Raw genomic sequence first — 20047 nt, forward strand, 5'->3', positions numbered from 1 at the left:
AAAGAAAAATATCTAAGGAACTACCTTCATATAAGATTCCCGATGATTTACCTAAAGTAACAGTATTTACTGAAAATTTTCCTAAAATGCTGATTAAACAGAAGTTTGAGGAATTATCCCAGTTAAGTAGGTTTGAACCCTATAATTTTTCAATACTGTAACACTCTTACAATGAGCGATCGCTACAAAAAAGCAGCTTGCCGTTTGAGACAAGCTGCTTTTCTTTCAGTCCACAAAGGTGGGCTTTGTTTTTTTAGCTTCAGGTTTCAACCTGTGGGCGCTGGGGACGCGAACAATGGACTACATCATGCCCATGCCGCCCATGCCACCCATGCCGCCCATGCCACCCATGCCGCCCATGCCGCCCATGCCGCCCATGCCGCCCATGCCGCCCATATCCGGGGCACCAGCCGCTTTCTTCTCAGGCTTCTCGACAACCAGGGCTTCAGTGGTCAACACCATCCCGGCAATCGAACCGGCATTTTGCAACGCCGAACGTACAACTTTCGCAGGGTCGATAATCCCAGCGGCGATCAGGTCTTCAAATGTGTCGGTAGCCGCGTTGTAACCGATATTCAAATCAGTCTCGCGCACCTTCTCGACAATGACAGAGCCTTCGACACCGGCATTATCTGCCATCTGACGCAGGGGGGCTTCTAGAGATCTGCCCACAATGTCAGCACCGACTTTTTCTTCGGCGTCCAGACTATTTTTAATGTCAGCAACTTTCTTGCTTAGGTAAATCAGCGTCGCGCCACCGCCAGGAACGATACCTTCTTCCACAGCAGCTTTGGTCGCGTTGAGGGCGTCTTCAATCCGCAGCTTGCGGTCTTTGAGTTCGGTTTCGGTCGCCGCACCCACTTTGATGACGGCGACACCACCGGCAAGCTTAGCAATTCGCTCTTGCAGCTTTTCTTTGTCGTAGTCAGAATCCGTTTCTTCTAGCTGCTTGCGAATTTGGGCAATCCGCTTTTGCACATCTGCCGTCTTGGCATCACCAGCGACGATGGTGGTGTTTTCTTTATCAATGGTGATTTTCTGAGCGGTTCCCAGCATCTCCAGGGAGACGGTATCTAGGCTCAAACCAACTTCTTCTGAGATTAGCTGACCGCCAGTGAGAACGGCGATATCTTGCAGCATCGCTTTGCGGCGTTCGCCAAATCCAGGCGCTTTGATGGCGGCTACATTCAGTACGCCCCGCGCTTTATTTACCACCAAAGTTGCCAAAGCTTCTCCTTCGATGTCTTCGGCAATAATCAGCAAAGCTTGACCGGAACGGGCAACTTTTTCCAAGACGGGAATCAAATCCTGGATAGAGTTGATTTTTTTATCCGTCATCAAAATCCGGACGTTTTCATATTCCACCACCATCCGTTCGGAATCGGTGATGAAGTAGGGAGAAATGTAGCCGCGATCCAGCTGCATCCCCTCGACGACATCCAGTTCCGTTGCCATCGATTTGGATTCTTCAACGGTGATCACGCCGTCTTTGGTGACTTTATCCATCGCTTCGGCAATCATTTTGCCGACTTCTTCATCGTTACCAGCGGAGACGGTTGCCACTTGCGCGATCGCACTACCTTCCACTGGTTTCGCGATCGCTACAATTTCCTCCACTAAGAAGGCGATCGTTTTTTCGATTCCCCGCCGCAAACTCACTGGATTTGCCCCAGCCGCTACGTTCTTCAAGCCCTCACGAATCATCGCTTGAGCCAGAACCGTCGCTGTCGTCGTGCCATCACCCGCAATATCTTTCGTCTTGGATGCCACTTCCTGAATCAGTCGAGCGCCTGTATTTTCCAGGGGGTCTTCTAATTCAATTTCCTTGGCAACGGTGATACCATCGTTCACAATTTGGGGTGCGCCAAACTTCTTCTCTAGAAGGACATTCCGCCCTTTCGGCCCCAGCGTAATGCGAACGGCGTCTGCCAGGACGTTCACGCCCCGCTCTAGTGCCCGCCGCGATTCGTCATTAAATGCAACGATTTTTGCCATGTTTTAGGTTTTCAGAGCGCTTCCATTAGTCAATTTAGCACTCACTGGCACAGAGTGCTAATCCGAGAGGATGAGAGTCCTCACCTCGACTGATATGGGGGAGGTACATAATAAACAGCTAGAGCAATCAATGGCACGTTTGAGTTACTTTTTGTAACGAAATTGCCGAATTCTCGATAACTAGAGCGGATTGGATTGAATGCGTTTATCATCCACTTTTTGATGCTCTGTCCTTGACAAAGGAAATAATTTATGCGTTCACCAAAAAAAAGAGCGGTAGGGCTGCAACCTTGCTGCGATAGACTTCATCCCATTTGTTGTATCGTTCCTCCTCATATGCTGAAGGAGGTTCTCCAGAATGGCAACCCTGAGCAGCGGGCATGGGCTTTTCAAACCTTAACCGTGTCAGAACAGTTTCGCGGACGGCGCTTGACAGTGGGAAATATCTCGTTCGCAGCATCAGCGGGAGAGAAGCGTCGTACCATCTTTGATGCTAAAAATGGCAACGATCTACCAGGCACCTTGGTGCGGAGTGAAGGCGATCCTCCCAGCGAAGATGCCGCGATCAACGAAGCCTACGACGGATCGGGTGCAACTTATGACTTGTACGAGCAGGTGTTCGAGCGGAATTCCATCGACAATCGAGGGCTGCGTTTGGACTCGACGGTTCATTTTGGCGTGAAGTATGACAACGCTTTTTGGAACGGCGACCAAATGGTCTACGGTGATGGGGATGGAGAGATTTTTGAACGCTTCACCAAGGCGATTGATGTGATTGGGCATGAGCTAACCCACGGCGTCACCCAATATGAAGCCAATCTAATCTATTACGGCGAATCCGGCGCACTGAATGAATCTTTTTCCGATGTCTTTGGTTCTCTGGTAAAACAGCGGGTTCTCAATCAGACCGCCGAGGAAGCTGACTGGATTATCGGGGAAGGTTTGTTTACCGCCAATGTTAAGGGCGTTGGGATTCGCTCAATGAAGGCACCGGGGACAGCATACGACGACCCAGTGCTAGGCAAAGACCCCCAGCCTGCGACTTATAAAGACCGCTACAAAGGGCTGGAAGATAACGGAGGCGTGCATATTAACTCAGGGATTGCCAACCGTGCCTTTTATTTAGCAGCAGTGGAAATTGGCGGCTACGCTTGGGAAAAGGCAGGGAAAATCTGGTATATCGCTTTACGCGATCGCCTGCGCTCTAGAGCGAATTTTAAACGGGCTGCGAATACTCTCATTACAGTCGCTGGAGAACTCTACGGCGAAGGCTCCAAGGAGCAGAATGCAGTCCGCAAAGGTTGGCAAGAAGTGGGAGTGATTTAAATTAAAAATGCGTGCATTAAAAATGGAAGAGGCAATTCTTCATTTTTAATTTCTGCGTGCAGCTGCCATCAGCCATTCCAGCAGCGGTCTTAAGTTTCCAGGTACGGCGGATTCACTCACTAAAACAGTATGTTGCTGAGTGTTTTCTTCCACCGTTAGCTTGTACTGAAAGCGGTCGGGTTGGGGAGTGTTGGAAGCGATCGCGGCAGGCAAATCAAAGAAATCAGCTGCGTCAATCAGGAGGCGCAGCTGATTTGCTTCATTTGCAGGCAGAGTCGTAGTGTCAAAAACTTTTGTCAGGCGCATCCCAGCAAAGCCGCCAGTCCGTTCAAAAGAAATTCGCATAGTTTCCCTCGCAGGGAGCAAGACTAACTCCATAGTAAGCAGTGATGGATGTTATTCTTTGTCGGCCTCTCTCTTTCCCACTCCGACCGCGAGGAGAGCGTCACTACGCTCACAGTCCTCTGCCGCTATGGTCGCTATGCCATCACCATACCGCCGTCCACATTGAGCGTTTGACCCGTGATATAGGCGGCAGCCGGATCGGCGGCTAGGAATCGAACTAAACCAGCAACCTCCTCTGGTTGACCGTAACGACCGAGGGGGATGAATTTTAAGATTTCCTCTGATTTGATATTGCTCGTCATATCGGTGGCGATAAATCCAGGGGCAACAGCATTGACTGTAATGCCGCGAGTGGCGAGTTCTTTGGCGACGGTTTTCGTAAACCCAATCACTCCCGCTTTGGCAGCACTGTAGTTTGCCTGACCGGGGTTGCCCATCTGACCGGCAACGGATGAAATATTAATAATGCGCCCGGAGCGTTGCTTCAGCATCACCTTACTGATAGCTCGCGTACACAAAAAGACGCCAGTGAGGTTAAGGTCAATCACGGCTTGCCAATCTTCCGGCTTCATCCGCAACAACAGGGTATCGCGGGTAATTCCAGCATTATTCACCAAGACATCAACGCGCTTCCACTTCTCCATCACGGTGTTCAGGAGGGCGTCTACTTGATCGGCTTTGGATACGTCTGCTTGGAGGGCGATCGCACTACCGCCTGCTGCGGTAATTTCACTCACGACTTCTTCGGCTGCTCCACTAGAACTCGCATAGTTAATCGCTACACTGGCTCCCTCAGATGCCAATTCTAGGGCGATCGCTCGACCAATTCCTCGTGAAGCGCCGGTAACGATGGCAACCTGTCCGCGCAATCTTTGCTGGCTCTCTGGCAATGCTTCCATCAATAAATTCCTCTCGATCCGTTATGAACGCGGTTATTTAACTGCGCTAACGATCTTAGGTCGATTCGTACCTCGGACTGAACGAATCAATACGCCAAAAGATTACGATTGTCGTGAAAGAGCAGAAAACACTTTGATCGCATGGCAACTAAAAAGCAGTTCAACAATTTCCAAGAGTTACTGTCTGGGTCTGAAAAGCCAGTGTTGGTGGATTTTTACGCGACTTGGTGCGGTCCTTGTCAGATGATGGTCCCGATCCTGGAGCAGGTAAGCGCCCAGATGAACGAACGGTTACAGGTTGTAAAAATTGATACGGATAAATATCCAAACTTGGCGAGCCAATATCAAATTCACGCCCTACCAACGTTGGTTTTATTTAAAAATAGTCAGGTAGTTGAGCGCATTGAGGGTGTACTGACAGCCCCACAACTTATCCAGCGCCTAGAAGCGTTGGTTTAAGGCTACATCGGCAGTATCTGGGTGTAACCAATAGCTCTCTTTGGCGAAAGCATCCACAGATGCTGACGATCGCAGACGCGGATATGTACGGGAACTCCTATCTTACCGCCTTCTGAGTCAGCTGCCAAACCAGCCCGGAACTTGACTTCCGGGCTAATCTTTCAACTTGGTGCATATCTCGGAAAGCTGGGAGAAGTGCTGCGAAGGGAGGCTGCATTTTTACCGCCGAGATGCCAAACCGAAATTCATTTCTGGAGAGCAGTTGGTAATCTACAAAGCTAAAGAAAGCGAACCCTTAAATCAGTTGCCAATAGTCATTAGTTTGTTGCTAATGACTATTGGCAAATGACTAAAGACCCATTACCACTTATTGATGTTTAGCCCATCAAAAGGGAATCGGATGAGCGATCGCTATCATACGGAAGGCTTTCTCAGCTTCAACACAAGTTGCCTAGTCTTGAGAAGTGCCTGGAGCAACGCTTGATTCTGGAGAACTATTGGGAGGAGCCACCACAACCCCTTTATCCCCACGTTGCTCGCGTTTTTTTCGATCTGCTTTTAGCATATCTTCCATAGCCAGCTGCATTTGAGCCATTTTCTCCAAATTGCTGCGATACAGCTCTAGGTCTTTGAGTAATTTATCTTCTGGCAGGTTTAAGGCATTACAGATTTGCTTGAGCGCCTCAATCCGCTGCTTTTCGTCTTTTACCAAATCGGAATCTGCTACTTCCAGCAGCGTAAATAAACCAATCGCAAACAAACGGCTGTACTTAAACGGAGAATTGTTAGCGATCGCCTGCACAGCAGCGTGCAAGTCATCAGCGCCGTGACTAGGAGCCGTTGGGTTTAACCAGGCAACGATATCCTTCCCACCCAGACGCATGGCTAATTCTTCCAGCCGCTGGGCATCCTGCTTGTACTGTTGCGGCTCGTTCTCGACTGCTCGACAGAGGGCTTCAAAAATCGGTTCTTTATCTCGTTCTGGTCGATAGCCTTGCATGAAGCGGTTAAAGGATGTCACCACGCCCAATGCATAAATGGGGTCGTAGCGAAAGTCCACATTGACCGAAAGCAAGTGCATTTCCACCATCAACTCTTCTACCACCCGCCGGTAGATGGAGTTAATGGGGCGGGTGTGTAGGGTATAGAAAGTTCTTTTGGTGTCTGATACAGTGCGGACGTTATTCACCGGAAAATTTTAAGTTTGAGGGCGATGTAAACTCATTGTCACAGCTTTTGGACACCTTTGCCAAGGCAATGTCTTGTAGAGACTCTCGGCGATACAATGCCGGGGATCGCAGAAATTATTCATTGGTAATTGGGAAAAGGGTCTTAGAAGTTAGAGATACGCCTTCCTTATCCTAAATTCCGATTGCTGATTACCCATTATCGATTAGCCATTCCCAATGACTTTTTCTCCTGAACTAACGCTCCTGGCTCAATATATAGCTGGAGAATTTGAGAATTCAGAACAAGCGACAAGAGAACCCGCTTGGTACGTAAACCTCCGCCTTTGGCTGCGACCCGTACCGCTGTTTGCAGAAGATAGCCTCACCCTGTTTGCAGAGCAAGCGAACATCCTGCAACTGGATCGTCCCTATCGTCCTCGGATTCTGCGCCTGCGCCACAGCGACACCTCTCAAGCCTCGCTGATGGTGCAATACTATATGCTGAAAGATCCCGATCGGGTCAGAGGTGCCGGTCAAAATCCAGCCTTGCTGAAGACGCTTATACCAGAACAGATGGAACTTCTCCCCGGCTGTACCCTCGCCGTCATTCAGCAACCCTTACCTCAAAATACCTATAACTTTTCTACCGCACCCGCGACTGATGCCCCCTGCTGTTTTACCTATCAAGGAGAAACTTACCAGGTTTCTTTAGGGTTTGAGGCGCGGCATCAAGAATTTAGAAGCTATGACAAGGGAATTGACCCCCAAACAGGCAGAGCCATCTGGGGGGCACTGCTTGGCCCCTATATTTTCACTAAGCGCGAAGATTTTTCCGCTGAGCTAGCAATTTGAAATCTTTTGTCCTTAGTTAAGGACGATTGACTGCATAACTCATGAATAATTTAGCTGACCATGCTGCGAGGCACTCCTTCAAGAGCCTCTTCCTCGGTTTCAAAAATTTCAAACACCGAATCCATCATGGTGACTTCAAAAACGAGTTTTGCCTCTGGATGGACGTTACATATGCGGAAACTGCCTTTTACTTTGTCAGCATCTCGCATTCCTGCCACCAAGGATGTTAGACCAGAGCTGTCAATAAAATTAACTTGACCGAGATTCACAACTACGTGGCGACTGAGTTTGGAAATACATTCCTGCAACTTCAGACGAAACTGCCATGCGGTTGTAATATCCAGGCGTCCAGTGGGGGCTAAGACGATGACTGTCGTCCCGTCTTGAGTCGTATGTGTTCTCTGATCGATATGAATCACCAAGACCTCCTTGCTCCGGAAGCTCCGTCTATATTTAATATCTAGATAGGAGCCGCATTTTACTACGATTGCTCCCATGATTTGAGCTTTCAGTAGTCTAACTCTAACTTAGAGATTAGAGCTACCAAAAATTCAGCTCGCCTAATCTTAAAGCAAAGCTTGAAAAAAATTACATTAAATTCGGCTTCTAGCAGACTGGATTGGCGCGATCGCCCATTAAGATAGCACTCAGAATCATACAGGTAGAAGATTCCAGTGTTACTCACAACTCTGCTTCAATATCCGGAAAAAAGGGATCGCCTCCTCTTCTAGGGGAGAGGATGGTTCCAGGGGCATCCGGGGGGTTGAAGCAGTCGTTACAGTTCTCGTAGATTTCTAATACCGAATCCATCATGGTGATTTCCAGCACCACCTTGGCGGCTGGAAGCAGATTGCAAAGGCGGAAACTCCCGTTTACCTTATCCGCATCTCGCATCCCTGCCACCAATGAGGTGAGACCAGAACTATCAATAAAATTCACTCTCCCAAGATTTACGACCACATGACGACTGAGTGTATAAAGACTCTCTTGTAATTTCACGCGAAATTGCAAAGCTGTGGTGATATCCAGCCGTCCTGTTGGTGTCAAAACGATAATCTTCGTGCCGTTTTGGGTCGTGTATGTTTTCTGGTCGATGTGAAGCACGAACACTCACCTCTAAAGATGGGCAAGTATATCAACCGGGTGCGATGAGAGCGGGATTTTTCCCGTAGTCTAACTCAGACCGGCGATTCCGAGGGAGGTGTCCAGTTTGCCCAATCTTGTGGCTTTAAGAAAGTTTCATAAAGCTCGGCTTCTGGGGTGTTCGGTTCGGGTTGATAGCCATATTCCCAGCGAACTAGAGGCGGTAAAGACATCAAAATTGACTCAGTGCGCCCGTTCGTCTGAAGACCAAAAATGGTGCCTCGGTCGTAAACGAGGTTAAATTCCACATAGCGACCGCGACGATATAGCTGGAAATTCCGCTGGCGATCGCTATATTCCATCTTTTGCCGCCGCTCGGCAATGGGAACGTAAGCCGGTAAAAATGTCTGACCACAATGCTGCACAAAGGCGAATAAATCTTCCCAGTTGCGTGGGGAAGGCGTCCCCACTTGGTTGCTGTAAACAGCGGCTGGTCCATCGGCGTGCGGGCCGCGATACAAAGCTCCTTGACCATCTTGATAGTCAAAAAAGAGTCCTCCAACGCCCCGCGTTTCTTGTCGGTGCTTCAGATAAAAATATTCATCGCACCAGAGTTTAAACGTGGGGTAGTACTCTGGGTGGTGGGCATCACAGGCTTGCTTTAAAGTGCGGTGAAATTGGGCGACATCTTCCGCAAATGGGTAGTAAGGGGTTAAATCGATCCCGCCGCCAAACCACCAAACTGGCCCTGCCTCAAAGTAGCGATAATTGAGGTGAACCGTCGGGACGTAGGGATTGCGCGGATGCAACACCATTGAGGTGCCAGTCGCATAAAAGCCGTGCCCAGCCGCCTCCGGGCGTTGCGCCAGAATCGACGGAGGTAACTGTTGACCCCAGACTTCAGAAAAATTAACGCCACCCTGTTCAAAAACTGCGCCCTCGCGGAGGACGCGGGAACGACCGCCGCCGCCTTCTTCTCGTTCCCAGGCATCTTGTTGAAATTTCCCAACTCCATCCAGTTGTTCCAAACCTTCGCAGATTTGGTCTTGCAGCTGCTGCATAAACTGGCTGACCCTAGCTTTCGAGTCATCTGGGGGCAAAACCTTAGCAGAAGTAGTTACGTCCGTCTGAAAAGCTGTCATAATCTCAAGTCAATATTGTTCACAAAAGCGATTGGGAAAGGAAAAAGGTATTGAATTGAATAAATCGGGATGGAAGTTCGCCTGAGTTCACCCAGGATACCGGCTTGTACGGGCGCGATCGCTTGTACCACGTCAGCTTGCTTTTCGGGGTAAGGGTGAGCCGCTTTGATCGGGTCAAAGCACTCAACTCTATGCGATCGCAGGGGAACTTACAGCCTATCTTAAATCGGGTCTGCTGAACCCAAGCAGCAAGTTGAATAAAGCGTCTACAGGCTATCGAAATATCCTACAGGGGGATGCTACCTAATGATCCCAGGGATTAAAGTAATAAGTTCCCTTGAAGACTTGGTGCGAGGAGGAGTGTTGTGATTCTCAATTTTTCCTTAAAGTTTATCGCTGGTCGAGAGGGTTTTTCCTTTAAGTTTTCCCTGGTTCGGACTTACCGCGCCGTTAGTTCTGCTTCTGTGGATGTCCTCTGGCAAAAATTAATCAATATTGGCGATGTATCCTGGCATCCTCTACTTGCCAGCACCAATGTCCCCAGCGGGTTGATTGCCAAACCGGGATTGATTTACAAGGTAGTCACGCGCTGGCTACCTATTCCCATCCGGGTTTTTGTTGAGCGTGTCCGTCCCTGTGAGTTACTCAGTGTGAGAATGCTGGCAATCCCAGGAGTTGAGAAACGGGTGACGTACCAGGTAGAATCGACGGTCTGCGGCACGTATGTATCTTATTCAGTGACGTTGCGCGGTTGGTTGTCACCTTTAATTTGGTGGATGATTGGGTCTTACTCAGCTCGTGTTGCCACTGAATTAGCCCAAGCTGCCGAACAGGTGGGTTTACAAGCTCAAGGCTAGAAACTAGAGAGGACTGAGGACTGAGGACTGAGGACTGAGGACTGAGGGCTGAGGGCTGAGGGCTGAGGGACTGAGGAGCGAGAATACAGGTTTCAGGAGAGGGGGAGAGGCAAACAGAGGGAGTTATTAATTAGTAATTACCAATTAACAATCTAAATTTAGACCCTGAACTGCATAGCGCGATCGCGTCAAACAAACCGTTAAGATACTTGAAGAGAGAGAACCCCGATCGTTTTGTCCCAGGTGCAATATCTGGGATAAGGAATGCAAGTAACCTAGTTATGCTCGATGCCAGCTCAGTTTTAGAAGTATTGCGACCCGTGCAAGATCCCGAACTCCGCAAGAGTTTGGTCGAGTTGAACATGATTCGCAATGTGCAAATTGACTCCGGAAAAGTCAGCTTCACTCTGGTGCTGACGACACCTGCCTGTCCACTACGCCAGTTCATCGTGGAAGAGTGCGAACAGGCACTCAAGAAAAATTTGCCAGAAGTGACAGATGTCGTGGTAGATGTCACCGCTGAGACACCCCAACAAAAGTCGCTTCCGGATCGCGCCGGAATTGCTGGTGTAAAGAATATCATCGCGATTTCTAGTGGCAAGGGCGGTGTGGGCAAAAGTACTGTAGCGGTGAATGTGGCAGTGGCTTTAGCACATTTAGGAGCTAAAGTTGGTCTGATTGATGCGGATATTTACGGGCCTAATGACCCGACAATGCTGGGATTGTCAGACGCCAAGATAAGCGTGCGGCAAGGTGCCAATGGTGAAGAGTTGGAACCGGCTTTTAACTACGGCGTCAAATTAGTTTCAATGGGATTTTTGATTGACAAGGATCAGCCGGTGATCTGGCGGGGTCCGATGCTGAATGGAATTATTCGCCAGTTTCTCTACCAAGTACAGTGGGGGGAACTGGATTATTTGATTGTAGATATGCCCCCCGGCACTGGAGATGCCCAGTTAACGCTAGCGCAGGCGGTGCCAATGGCTGGGGTAGTCATTGTAACGACGCCGCAGACGGTGGCTTTGTTGGATTCGCGTAAGGGCTTGAAGATGTTCCAGCAGTTGGGAGTATCCGTGTTGGGAATGGTGGAAAATATGAGTTATTTTATTCCGCCGGATATGCCTGATAAGCAATATGACATTTTTGGCTCTGGAGGCGGTGAAAAGATGGCGCAAGAACTCGGCGTACCGTTGCTGGGCTGCGTACCGCTAGAAATGCCCGTGCGAGAGGGGGGCGATGCAGGAGTGCCGATTGTGGTTGCCGATCCAGAGTCGGCTTCTGCCAAAGCGCTGATGGCGATCGCTCAAGCGATCGCGGGCAAAGTTTCTGTCGCTGCCTTAACTTAAGAAAAATTAAAAAGGTAAAGTAAAAAATTTGCCTTTTTAATTTTTAACTTTTAATTTTTAATTGTTTAGCAATGTTGCATAAGTCACTAACTGGTTTTCGCTGGCGATCGCTGCTCTCCCCTTGGCAAGAGGTAGATTGGCTGCTATTGGGACTGATTGTTGGACTCACCATTTTTGGAGGTGTGATGATCCGCAGTGCCGAACTTAACCAGGGATTGACCGACTGGTGGTGGCACTGGCTGGTGGGCCTCATTGGGCTGATATTGGCGATGTTTATCGCGCGATCGCGTTACGAGAACCTGCTCCAGTGGCACTGGATTCTTTATGGCATTACCAACTTGTCCCTGATCGCGGTGATGATTATTGGTACCAGCGCCAAAGGTGCCCAAAGATGGATTACTATCGGCGACTTTAACATTCAACCCTCTGAATTTGCCAAATTAGGGGTGATAATCACCCTGGCTGCTATTCTACATGCTCGACCCGCCTCCACGATTCCCGCTGTTTTGAGAGCTTTAGCGGTGACTGGGGTTCCCTGGATTTTAGTATTTGTGCAGCCCGACCTAGGAACCTCCTTGGTGTTTGGAGCGATTGTGTTAGGTATGCTCTACTGGGGGAATGCCAATCCTGGTTGGCTAATCCTGCTAGCTTCTCCGGTGATTTCGGCTATCTTGTTTAACGTATTTATGCCCGGATGGTTCATCTGGACGGCAATCATGGGCATTATTGGTTGGCGCACCTTACCGTGGCCTTTGTCGGGTGCCATTGGAGCGATTGTCGTCAACTTGGTGGGAGGCGAGTTAGGGCAAATCTTCTGGGGAGTTTTGAAAGACTATCAAAAAGACAGATTGATTTTGTTCCTTAACCCGGATCTAGACCCCCTCGGCGGCGGATACCACCTGATCCAATCTCGTATTGCCATTGGTGCAGGCGAACTTTGGGGACGAGGGCTTCACAAGGGAACCCAAACCCAACTTAACTTTATTCCGGAACAGCACACTGACTTCATTTTCTCTGCCATTGGTGAAGAATTCGGACTTGCAGGCAGTTTCTTTCTGCTATTTATCTTTTGGTTGATCTGCCTGCGCTTGGTGATTATTGCCCAAAATGCCAAAGACAACTTTGGATCTTTATTAGCAATTGGCGTCTTATCGATGATTGTGTTTCAGGTGGTCGTTAACCTAGGCATGACGATGGGACTTGCACCCGTAACCGGCATTCCCCTTCCCTGGGTTAGTTATGGTCGTTCGGCGATGTTGAAGAATTTTTTGGCGCTGGGGATTGTAGAGTCTGTAGCAAATTATCGACACCGATTGAAGTTTTAGCTTTTTGTCATTCGTCATAGGTCGTGGTTTGACCTATGACGAATGACAGCTAACTGCTATTAAGCTAATAAATGAAAACTTAACCGAGAAAAAATCATGATTCTGCCTGGAGCGGTCGTTCAAGTAAAGAACACTAACGATATCTACTACGGCTATAAAGGGCTAGTCCAACGGGTTGGCGAGGGAAAGGCAGCAGTCCTATTTGAAGGGGGAAATTGGGATAAACTCGTCACCTTCCAACTATCAGAATTAGAACTTGCAGAGACAACAGCAGGTCGCAAAAAAGCAAAATAAGATTGGAAAAAAGTAATTGGTAATTAGTCATGCTTCAAAGTTCATGGTTTTTACCTAAAGAAACATGAACGACTAATTACCGATTACCCATTACCGATTATCCATTACCAAAAATATGCGACTTCCCCTGCCACAGTTTGCCACAGGCGATCGCCCCGCCAACCATATTGCTGAGGTGATTGAGACGGCAACGACTGAATTCCTGGCACAGTGTCTCGATCCAGAAGACTTGAGCTTCCCTGTCATGCCAGCCTTTGGCAGTTGGGTCAAAGCTACGGATGAAGAGTCGGGAAATCTCGTCTTTGCTGTTGTTTATCATGCGGCGACCAGTCCCATTGATTCCATTCACCGCGCAAGAGCCTTGGGGCTATCATTGCAGGAACTGCGAGAGCAGCAACCCCAAATATTTGCCATGCTGAAAACCGAGTTCCGCGCCGCTATTGTTGGTTTTGAAGCTACCCATCAAGGGGTCAATGGTTCTAAGCGCCTGGGTGGAACGATTTATCAGTACCTGCCGCCTCGTCCACCGCAAATTCATCAAGCGGTTTACCAGTGCGAACCGGAGGAAATTGTTCACTTCAGCGAACAGATGGATTTCTTAAGAACCTTATTGCAGGTCATGGGTGCGCCGGTGGAGGCGCTGATTGCAGCAGCGATTCGAGAAATTTATCAACTACGCAAGGCTGACCGTGACTGGTTGGTGCAGGCAGGACGGACCCTCAGCGTCCTTCTCAAGGACGACTACGACCGCTTGAGGTATATTTTGAGCCAAATCCGTTTATAGGCAGCGGATGCCCTAGAAACTTAACGCCTAAAAATAAAGGTGTCTTGTCCTCAAAATATCCGTCCTTCGCGCTTAGGGCGCAAAAACTTCTGTAACTCTACTTCCATTGGGGCACCCCGTAGATCCAAAATATATTCATCTACTGCACCCAGCACCCCTATTTCTTTAGGGTAGGGCGCAAAAAACGGTTTTTCTGTAGGATGTCTCCAGTGATACCACCATGTTTTCAAAAGTCAGCATCGCTGACTTTTGCAAGCATCGCTTCAAACTCATCTCCAAGCCGCTGTTTATGGAACCGATTTTGCATGTGTTCCGAGAGGAACCAATTGTTCCCTTCGCTCTTTTGCTAGTAGTCATCTTGACCGTGCCCATCCTTTTTGAGCGGCTGCGACTGCCAGGACTGGTTGGTTTGCTGGTAGCGGGAGTGGTTCTTGGGCCTAATGGGTTGCAGCTGCTTCAGAAAGAATCAGAGACGATGAAGCTGCTATCAGATATCGGGTTAGTTTACCTGATGTTTGTGGCAGGGCTAGAAGTTGACATTGAACAGTTCCGCAAAACGAAGCATCGCTCTGCCGGTTTTGGCACGTTTACCTTTTTAGTGCCCCTAATTATGGGAACAATCGTGGGGCGTGTATTCAACTTTGACTGGAACGCTTCAATTTTGATTGGCTCTCTGTTTGCCTCCCATACTCTCTTGGCTTACCCGATTGTGAGCCGTCTCGGCGTTGTAGGGAACGAAGCCGTCACGGTGACAATTGGAGCGACCATCTTCACTGATGTTGGCGCTCTACTGGTATTGGCTGTTTGTGTGGGAATTCATGGGGGTGACTTCACGGTTGTGAAGCTACTCACCCTTTTTGGTTCTTTGATTGTCTACTCTGCCGTCATTTTGTTTGGCTTTGACTGGGTGGGTCGAGAGTTTTTCCGGCGCACTGGGCAAGAAGAAGGCAATCAATTTTTATTTGTACTCTTGGCACTATTTCTCGCATCGTTGGGTGCCCAGCTAATCGGTGTGGAAAAAATTGTCGGAGCTTTCCTTGCCGGTCTGGCGGTGAATGATGTTGTGGGGGAAGGGCAAGTAAAAGAAAAGGTGGTTTTTGTCGGAAGCGTCCTGTTTATCCCCATTTTCTTTGTGGATATGGGGCTACTGATTGATATCCCAGCATTTATTAAAACGCTCAGTTCTATCTGGCTGACGCTAGCGATTGTAGTGGGTTTGATTGGTAGTAAGTTTTTAGCGGCTCTGTTGGCTAAATTTGTCTACCGCTACAACTGGCGCGAGATGCTCGTGATGTGGTCGCTGTCGCTGCCCCAGGTTGCGGCAACGCTGGCTGCTACTCTCGTCGGCTACCGGGTTGGACTACTAACGGAAGAGGTTTTAAACAGCGTTATTGTCTTAATGCTGGTGACGGCAACGCTAGGACCGTTGATTACCAGTCAGTTCGCACCCGGATTAACCGTAACGGAAGCTGAGCCACTAGAGAGCGATAAAACTCGACTGGATGGGGAAAAGGCATCGGCAAGCCATCCTTTTACAGTAGTTGTACCCGTCTACAATCCGCAAACTGAGAAGTATTTGATGGAAATGGCAGCGCTATTGGCGCGGCATGAAGCTGGACGAATTGTGCCTTTAGCGATTACGACAACCAATGCTCAGATGGACGCACCGCAGATGGAAGCTGCGTTCCAACGCAGTGAGATGCTACTTGAGCGAGCCACGGAACTGGCTGGGGAACTGGGTGTGAAAACCGAGCCGTTGCTGCGCCTAGATGACGACATTGCTCGCGGAATTAGCCGCGCTAGCCGCGAACAAAAAGCGAGTTTAATTGTGATGGGCTGGGGCAAACGGACGGGCTTCAGGGCGCGTTTGTTTGGCAATGTGATTGATAGCGTGCTGTGGGCGTCCCATTGTCCAGTTGTGGTGACACGCCTCTTGGATTCGCCTATGAATTTTCACCGCATTTTGGTGCCGGTGGAAAACTTGACGGGGCAAGGGACGCAACCGTTACGGTTTGCGAAAATTCTAGCCGATTCCAATCAAGCTCAGGTAACGTTGTTACACGTCTGCAATGCTAGAACTTCGGCAGCTAAGGTAGCGTGGACGCGATCGCAACTGTCTCTTTTAGCCTCGAAGTGGGCACCGGAGACGAACTTTGAGATTGAAGTGATTAAGCATGAGAATGTGGCGCAAGCGATTCTCAATACGGCTCGTTCGTTTGATTTGATTGTATTGCGATCGCTACGATACCGCACTGCGGGCGGTCTGGAAGTTAGCGATATCACGACCCAGCTGGTTCAACATCTCGCTTGCTCTGTGGTGCTGTTAGGGGAGCCGCAACGAACCACCACCGGCGTGCTTCTCCCCAAGCCGTCGCCAAGGGTTGCCAACGATAATGTCTTAACGTGAGTAATTGGTTTCTCACCTCTGCCCCACCCTTTCCTTGTAAGGGGTGGGGTTTGGGGTTTAGGGTTCTTATCTCAGATCCCAGAAGTATTGCCAAGGGTTGCAAACGTCCCCTGATGCGGCGTTCCCTCTAGTTACTGCCTCTCTTTTTTAGGTCTGCTTCTAAGGCTTCTAGTTGCTTCTTCTTCTGTTCGAGTTCTTGTTCTAAAGTTTGAATTTGTTCGCGACGCGCTTCCATTTCCAAATTTTTGCGAGCTAATTCCTGACTTTGTAAAGTAAGGTCTTGCCGCCAGTGTTCAGCACGTTCGGCTTCCTGCTGCAAAAAAGCGGGAGTAATGCTACTTGTCAGGTACTGCTGCACTAAATCCAAAACCCAGTTTTTGGCTTCGTGAATACTTAGAATCTGCTGATTCTCGCCAAGGTCTGCCAGAACCAACAAACCTTCGCTTAAGGATGGAATCTCAGCGGCGGGAACGACAGATGCCTTCTCCACCACTGCCCAGATATTGTCAGAGGTTTGCTCAGCTAGGATTCGCAGTTCCATACTGCCTGACGATTCATTTTTTTGCACTTCGGCAAAATATCGCATTGCTATTTTGTCTTTAAATGAATAAAACTGGGCACCCTAACTTTACGGGCGTATTTTATTTTAAACAACCCTTTTCTTCTTCCTTCTATAGGAGGAGAGCGTAACCCAGCTTGGGATTCGTAGGGGCGAGATAATCTTTACCCCTACGCGATCGCTTCTACAGTTGCGCGAGTCGTTCGCGCAGCATTTCTGCCTGTGTCTCGGCTTCGGCAAGGGCATCCCGCGCTCCCTTGACGACATCAGCGGGTGCTTTATCAACAAATTTGGCATTGCTCAAACGTCCCGAAAGGGCTTTTGCTTCTGCTTCAACTTTGTTCAAATTTTTCTCTAACTTGGCACGCAGAGCATCCACATCGACGACACCAGCCAGGGGAATCGAAACTTGCACCGTACCCACGACACAAGCGATCGCTTGTGGCGTATCCGCTTGTGCGGTACTCGCCGGTTCTGGGGGAGAAACGGTGGATGGAGGATTCGTCGCACCAACTTGTTTGGCTTCTGAGACACGGGTTCCGAGAATTTGTTTTGCCACTGTTGCCACCGCAATTACACCAGTGCCCACTAAAAAGAGCAAGGGCAGCAACAGTAAAAATGGCAAGAAAATTGGGCTAATTTTAAAGTTGCCTTTTTCGTTGGCAGATACCGCCTGATTGGGTGTTTCGGCAGATGAAGGCGGCTGTTGTGTTTCGGCTGTCCCTGGGATGGTTAATTCTTCCACCTTCGCCAAGTCTTGAATATAAGACTGGCCAGCCAAGAGGATATGCCGTTCGCGATCGCTTTCAGTTTGCAAGATTGCTGACACCTTCACCCCAGGCTTAATATCTGCTTCTGCCCGTAAGTTGCGAATCGTCCGAATTGTGCCAATCAGCAGCTCAAATTGTTGCTCTAAATCCGGGTTAATGAGTGCTGGATCGGATTTGGGATAAGATTCCAACGCTAAGCTTTTGCCTTCATTCGCTTGAGTCAGCGTATGCCAAATTTCCTCGGTAATGTGCGGCATGAAAGGATGGAGTAATTTTAGAATTCCTTCCAGCACATAAGCGAGAGTTTGCTGAGCAACCAACCGCGAGGAAGCGGGGGCGTCTGGGCGCAGGCGAGGTTTGACCAGTTCAATGTACCAGTCGCAGAAATCGCCCCAAAAGAATTCATACAGTCCCTTAGCGGCTTCACCAAGACCATAGTTGTTGATGTAGTCGCCGGTTTGCTGCACTACTTGATGGTAGCGGGAGAGAATCCAGCGATCGCATAGTTCTAAATCTCCTCCGTTATCCGGGACGGTTGGGGTGGGGTTCCCCAATTGTTGCGGTGTCTTGCCATCCAGATTCATCATCACAAACCGGGCAGCATTCCACAATTTGTTCGTGAAATTGCGGCTAGCTTCAACCGAAGCCGATTCATCGGTCTTGCGGTTGTACTCCATCCGGATATCTTGACCCGCCCCAGCCACTTCTTTAATTAAGGTGTAGCGCAGGGCATCGGTGCCGTATTTGTCAATCAGCAATAGCGGATCGATGCCATTGTTGGCAGATTTAGACATTTTCTTGCCGTTCTCATCCAGCACTAAGCCGTGGATGTAAACGTCCTGGAAAGGCATTTGTCCCGTAAAATGCCCCGCCATCATCGTCATTCTGGCAACCCAGAAGAAGATGATGTCAAAGCCTGTCACGAGGGTTGTGGTGGGGTAATAGGTTGTTAAATCTGGCGTCTGTTCGGGCCAACCCAGCGTCGAAAAAGGCCACAAACCAGAAGAGAACCAGGTATCGAGAACATCTGGATCTTGTTCTAACTTGACATTTTCCCCAAATTGTGCAAACGCCTTCTCCCGTGCCTCTGCCTCGGTACGGGCGACAACAAACGGCGTTTCGTCGGTAATTGCGTCGCCTGTTTCACTCACCGCATACCAAGCTGGGATTTGATGTCCCCACCACAGTTGGCGAGAAATACACCAATCTTTTAGTTTTACTAGCCAGTCGCGATAAACCTTCGTCCAGCGTTCTGGGACAAACTCCGGTGAATTCCGATCGTCCAGAAACCCTAGCGCCCGGTCAGCGAGAGGGCGAATTTTGACAAACCACTGAGTTGAGAGGAGGGGTTCGACCGGGACTTTCCCGCGATCGCTATAAGGAACCTTATGCTTATACTCCTCCACTTTCACCAGAACGCCGTCTGCTTCCAGCCGCTGCACCACATTCTTCCGGGCAACAAAGCGGTCTTGCCCCTGAAATTCTCCAGCGTTTTCGTTTAAAGAGCCGTCCTTATTCATAATGTTGATAAACGGCAAAGAGTGACGCTGACCCATTTCAAAGTCATTGGGGTCATGGGCGGGTGTCACCTTCACGCAACCCGTCCCGAAAGCCGGATCGACCAATTCATCGCCAATAATCGGAATTTCCCTCCCCATAATGGGCAGCGTCAGCGTCTTCCCAATCAAATGCTTATAGCGGTCATCGTTGGGATTCACCGCCACCGCTGTATCGCCCAGCATCGTCTCCGGTCGAGTCGTCGCTACTTCCACATAGCCGCTGCCATCCGTGAGGGGATAGCGGAAGTGCCACAGATGCCCGTTGACTTCTTGATTATCCACCTCCAAGTCAGACACGGCAGATTGACTCGCGGGACACCAGTTCACCAGATAATTGCCGCGATAAATCAGTCCTTCCTCATACATTTGGATAAAAGCTTCCAACACTGCTTTGGATAAGCCTTCATCCATCGTGAAGCGTTCCCGCGTCCAATCCACCGAGACGCCCAAACGCCGCAGCTGATTAACAATGGTTCCCTCAGACTCGGTTTTCCACTGCCAAGCCCGTTCTAAAAACTTCTCGCGTCCCACATCCTGGCGAGTTTTTCCTTCTGCCTTCAGTTGTTTTTCTAGTACGGCGTTCACCGCGATACTGGCGTGGTCGGTTCCTGGTACCCACAGCGTGTTGCGTCCCTTCATCCGGTGGTAGCGTACGAGGGTGTCAATCAGGGAACTCTCGAAGGCGTGTCCCATGTGCAAGCTACCCGTGACGTTAGGCGGCGGAATCACGATGCAGTAAGGAACGCCTGGATGATTGGGGTCGGCTTTGAAGACTTGGTTTTCTTCCCAGAACTTCTGCCACTTGGTTTCTGTCGTAGTGGGGTCGTATTGGCTGGCGAGGGCGGGGATTGTTGCGGTCATGCTGGGAAGAATAAA

General features: G+C 49.4%; 19 protein-coding genes. 9 read left to right on the forward strand and 10 right to left on the reverse strand.

Annotation, left to right across the window (positions count from 1 at the left end; genetic code table 11):
* Window positions 1–300 precede the first annotated feature (300 nt).
* Window positions 301–1995 carry a chaperonin GroEL gene (gene groL / locus NC994_RS07195; RefSeq protein ID WP_190432341.1) on the reverse strand — a complete coding sequence of 565 codons (1695 nt, stop codon included), beginning with the start codon at window positions 1993–1995 and terminating at the stop codon, window positions 301–303.
* Between the two features lie 252 nt (window positions 1996–2247).
* Between groL and NC994_RS07200 the strand changes: the two genes are divergently transcribed.
* Entirely contained in the window at window positions 2248–3321 is a 1074-nt protein-coding gene (locus NC994_RS07200; RefSeq protein WP_199299430.1) for a M4 family metallopeptidase, read from the forward strand.
* Between the two features lie 45 nt (window positions 3322–3366).
* Here NC994_RS07200 and NC994_RS07205 read toward each other — a convergent pair whose 3' ends face one another.
* Both NC994_RS07205 and fabG read right to left on the reverse strand, forming a co-directional pair.
* Complete coding sequence (locus tag NC994_RS07205) at window positions 3367–3666, reverse strand: protealysin inhibitor emfourin (protein WP_190411705.1); 300 nt, start codon at window positions 3664–3666, stop codon at window positions 3367–3369.
* A 134-nt stretch (window positions 3667–3800) separates the two neighbouring features.
* Window positions 3801–4565, reverse strand: a complete 765-nt coding sequence (gene fabG / locus NC994_RS07210) for a 3-oxoacyl-[acyl-carrier-protein] reductase (protein WP_190411704.1) — start codon at window positions 4563–4565, stop codon at window positions 3801–3803.
* Window positions 4566–4706: 141 nt separating this feature from the next.
* On the opposite strand from fabG, the gene trxA reads away from it, so the two are divergent.
* On the forward strand, window positions 4707–5024 hold the full coding sequence (gene trxA, locus NC994_RS07215; protein WP_190411703.1) for a thioredoxin: 318 nt from the start codon (window positions 4707–4709) through the stop codon (window positions 5022–5024).
* Window positions 5025–5475: 451 nt separating this feature from the next.
* Here the strand turns inward: trxA and psb29 are convergent, their stop codons facing one another.
* Window positions 5476–6213, reverse strand: coding sequence for a photosystem II biogenesis protein Psp29 (gene psb29 / locus NC994_RS07220; RefSeq protein WP_190425383.1), 738 nt, complete (start codon window positions 6211–6213; stop codon window positions 5476–5478).
* Between the two features lie 217 nt (window positions 6214–6430).
* Between psb29 and NC994_RS07225 the strand changes: the two genes are divergently transcribed.
* Window positions 6431–7045, forward strand: coding sequence for a chromophore lyase CpcT/CpeT (locus NC994_RS07225; protein WP_190432344.1), 615 nt, complete (start codon window positions 6431–6433; stop codon window positions 7043–7045).
* Between the two features lie 50 nt (window positions 7046–7095).
* Here the strand turns inward: NC994_RS07225 and NC994_RS07230 are convergent, their stop codons facing one another.
* The 3 genes from NC994_RS07230 to hemF form a co-directional block, all read right to left on the reverse strand.
* On the reverse strand, window positions 7096–7464 hold the full coding sequence (locus tag NC994_RS07230; protein ID WP_190411700.1) for an STAS domain-containing protein: 369 nt from the start codon (window positions 7462–7464) through the stop codon (window positions 7096–7098).
* 262 nt (window positions 7465–7726) lie between these two features.
* On the reverse strand, window positions 7727–8149 hold the full coding sequence (locus tag NC994_RS07235) for an anti-sigma factor antagonist (protein ID WP_190425388.1): 423 nt from the start codon (window positions 8147–8149) through the stop codon (window positions 7727–7729).
* Between the two features lie 74 nt (window positions 8150–8223).
* A complete protein-coding gene (gene hemF, locus NC994_RS07240) occupies window positions 8224–9270 on the reverse strand; it encodes an oxygen-dependent coproporphyrinogen oxidase (protein ID WP_190432346.1) in 1047 nt (348 codons plus the stop codon).
* 365 nt (window positions 9271–9635) lie between these two features.
* On the opposite strand from hemF, the gene NC994_RS07245 reads away from it, so the two are divergent.
* The 5 genes from NC994_RS07245 (at window position 9636) to NC994_RS07265 (ending at window position 13876) form a co-directional block, all read left to right on the forward strand.
* Window positions 9636–10127 (forward strand): SRPBCC family protein, encoded by a 492-nt coding sequence (locus NC994_RS07245; RefSeq protein WP_190411696.1) that lies wholly within the window; start codon window positions 9636–9638, stop codon window positions 10125–10127.
* A 281-nt stretch (window positions 10128–10408) separates the two neighbouring features.
* On the forward strand, window positions 10409–11473 hold the full coding sequence (locus tag NC994_RS07250; protein ID WP_190425392.1) for an Mrp/NBP35 family ATP-binding protein: 1065 nt from the start codon (window positions 10409–10411) through the stop codon (window positions 11471–11473).
* A gap of 71 nt (window positions 11474–11544) precedes the next feature.
* Window positions 11545–12798: a rod shape-determining protein RodA gene (rodA, locus tag NC994_RS07255; protein WP_190432350.1), complete on the forward strand. Its 1254-nt coding sequence runs from the start codon at window positions 11545–11547 to the stop codon at window positions 12796–12798.
* Between the two features lie 96 nt (window positions 12799–12894).
* Window positions 12895–13092 (forward strand): NAD(P)H dehydrogenase subunit NdhS, encoded by a 198-nt coding sequence (locus NC994_RS07260; RefSeq protein ID WP_190411693.1) that lies wholly within the window; start codon window positions 12895–12897, stop codon window positions 13090–13092.
* A gap of 115 nt (window positions 13093–13207) precedes the next feature.
* A complete protein-coding gene (locus NC994_RS07265) occupies window positions 13208–13876 on the forward strand; it encodes an HAS-barrel domain-containing protein (RefSeq protein WP_190411692.1) in 669 nt (222 codons plus the stop codon).
* A 50-nt stretch (window positions 13877–13926) separates the two neighbouring features.
* On the opposite strand, the gene NC994_RS07270 is transcribed toward NC994_RS07265, so the two are convergent.
* On the reverse strand, window positions 13927–14106 hold the full coding sequence (locus NC994_RS07270) for a hypothetical protein (RefSeq protein WP_190411691.1): 180 nt from the start codon (window positions 14104–14106) through the stop codon (window positions 13927–13929).
* A gap of 59 nt (window positions 14107–14165) precedes the next feature.
* Here NC994_RS07270 and NC994_RS07275 point away from each other — a divergent pair, with 59 nt between their 5' ends.
* Window positions 14166–16283, forward strand: a complete 2118-nt coding sequence (locus tag NC994_RS07275) for a cation:proton antiporter (protein WP_190425425.1) — start codon at window positions 14166–14168, stop codon at window positions 16281–16283.
* Window positions 16284–16410: 127 nt separating this feature from the next.
* Here the strand turns inward: NC994_RS07275 and NC994_RS07280 are convergent, their stop codons facing one another.
* Both NC994_RS07280 and NC994_RS07285 read right to left on the reverse strand, forming a co-directional pair.
* The gene (locus NC994_RS07280) at window positions 16411–16869 is read right to left on the reverse strand and encodes a hypothetical protein (RefSeq protein ID WP_190432352.1); all 459 of its coding nucleotides are present in this window, start codon (window positions 16867–16869) and stop codon (window positions 16411–16413) included.
* Window positions 16870–17026: 157 nt separating this feature from the next.
* The gene (locus tag NC994_RS07285) at window positions 17027–20032 is read right to left on the reverse strand and encodes a valine--tRNA ligase (RefSeq protein ID WP_190432359.1); all 3006 of its coding nucleotides are present in this window, start codon (window positions 20030–20032) and stop codon (window positions 17027–17029) included.
* Window positions 20033–20047 lie beyond the last annotated feature (15 nt).

This window comes from Trichocoleus sp. AS-A1 (assembly GCF_039962015.1).
In the GTDB taxonomy this organism is placed as follows: domain Bacteria; phylum Cyanobacteriota; class Cyanobacteriia; order Cyanobacteriales; family FACHB-T130; genus FACHB-T130.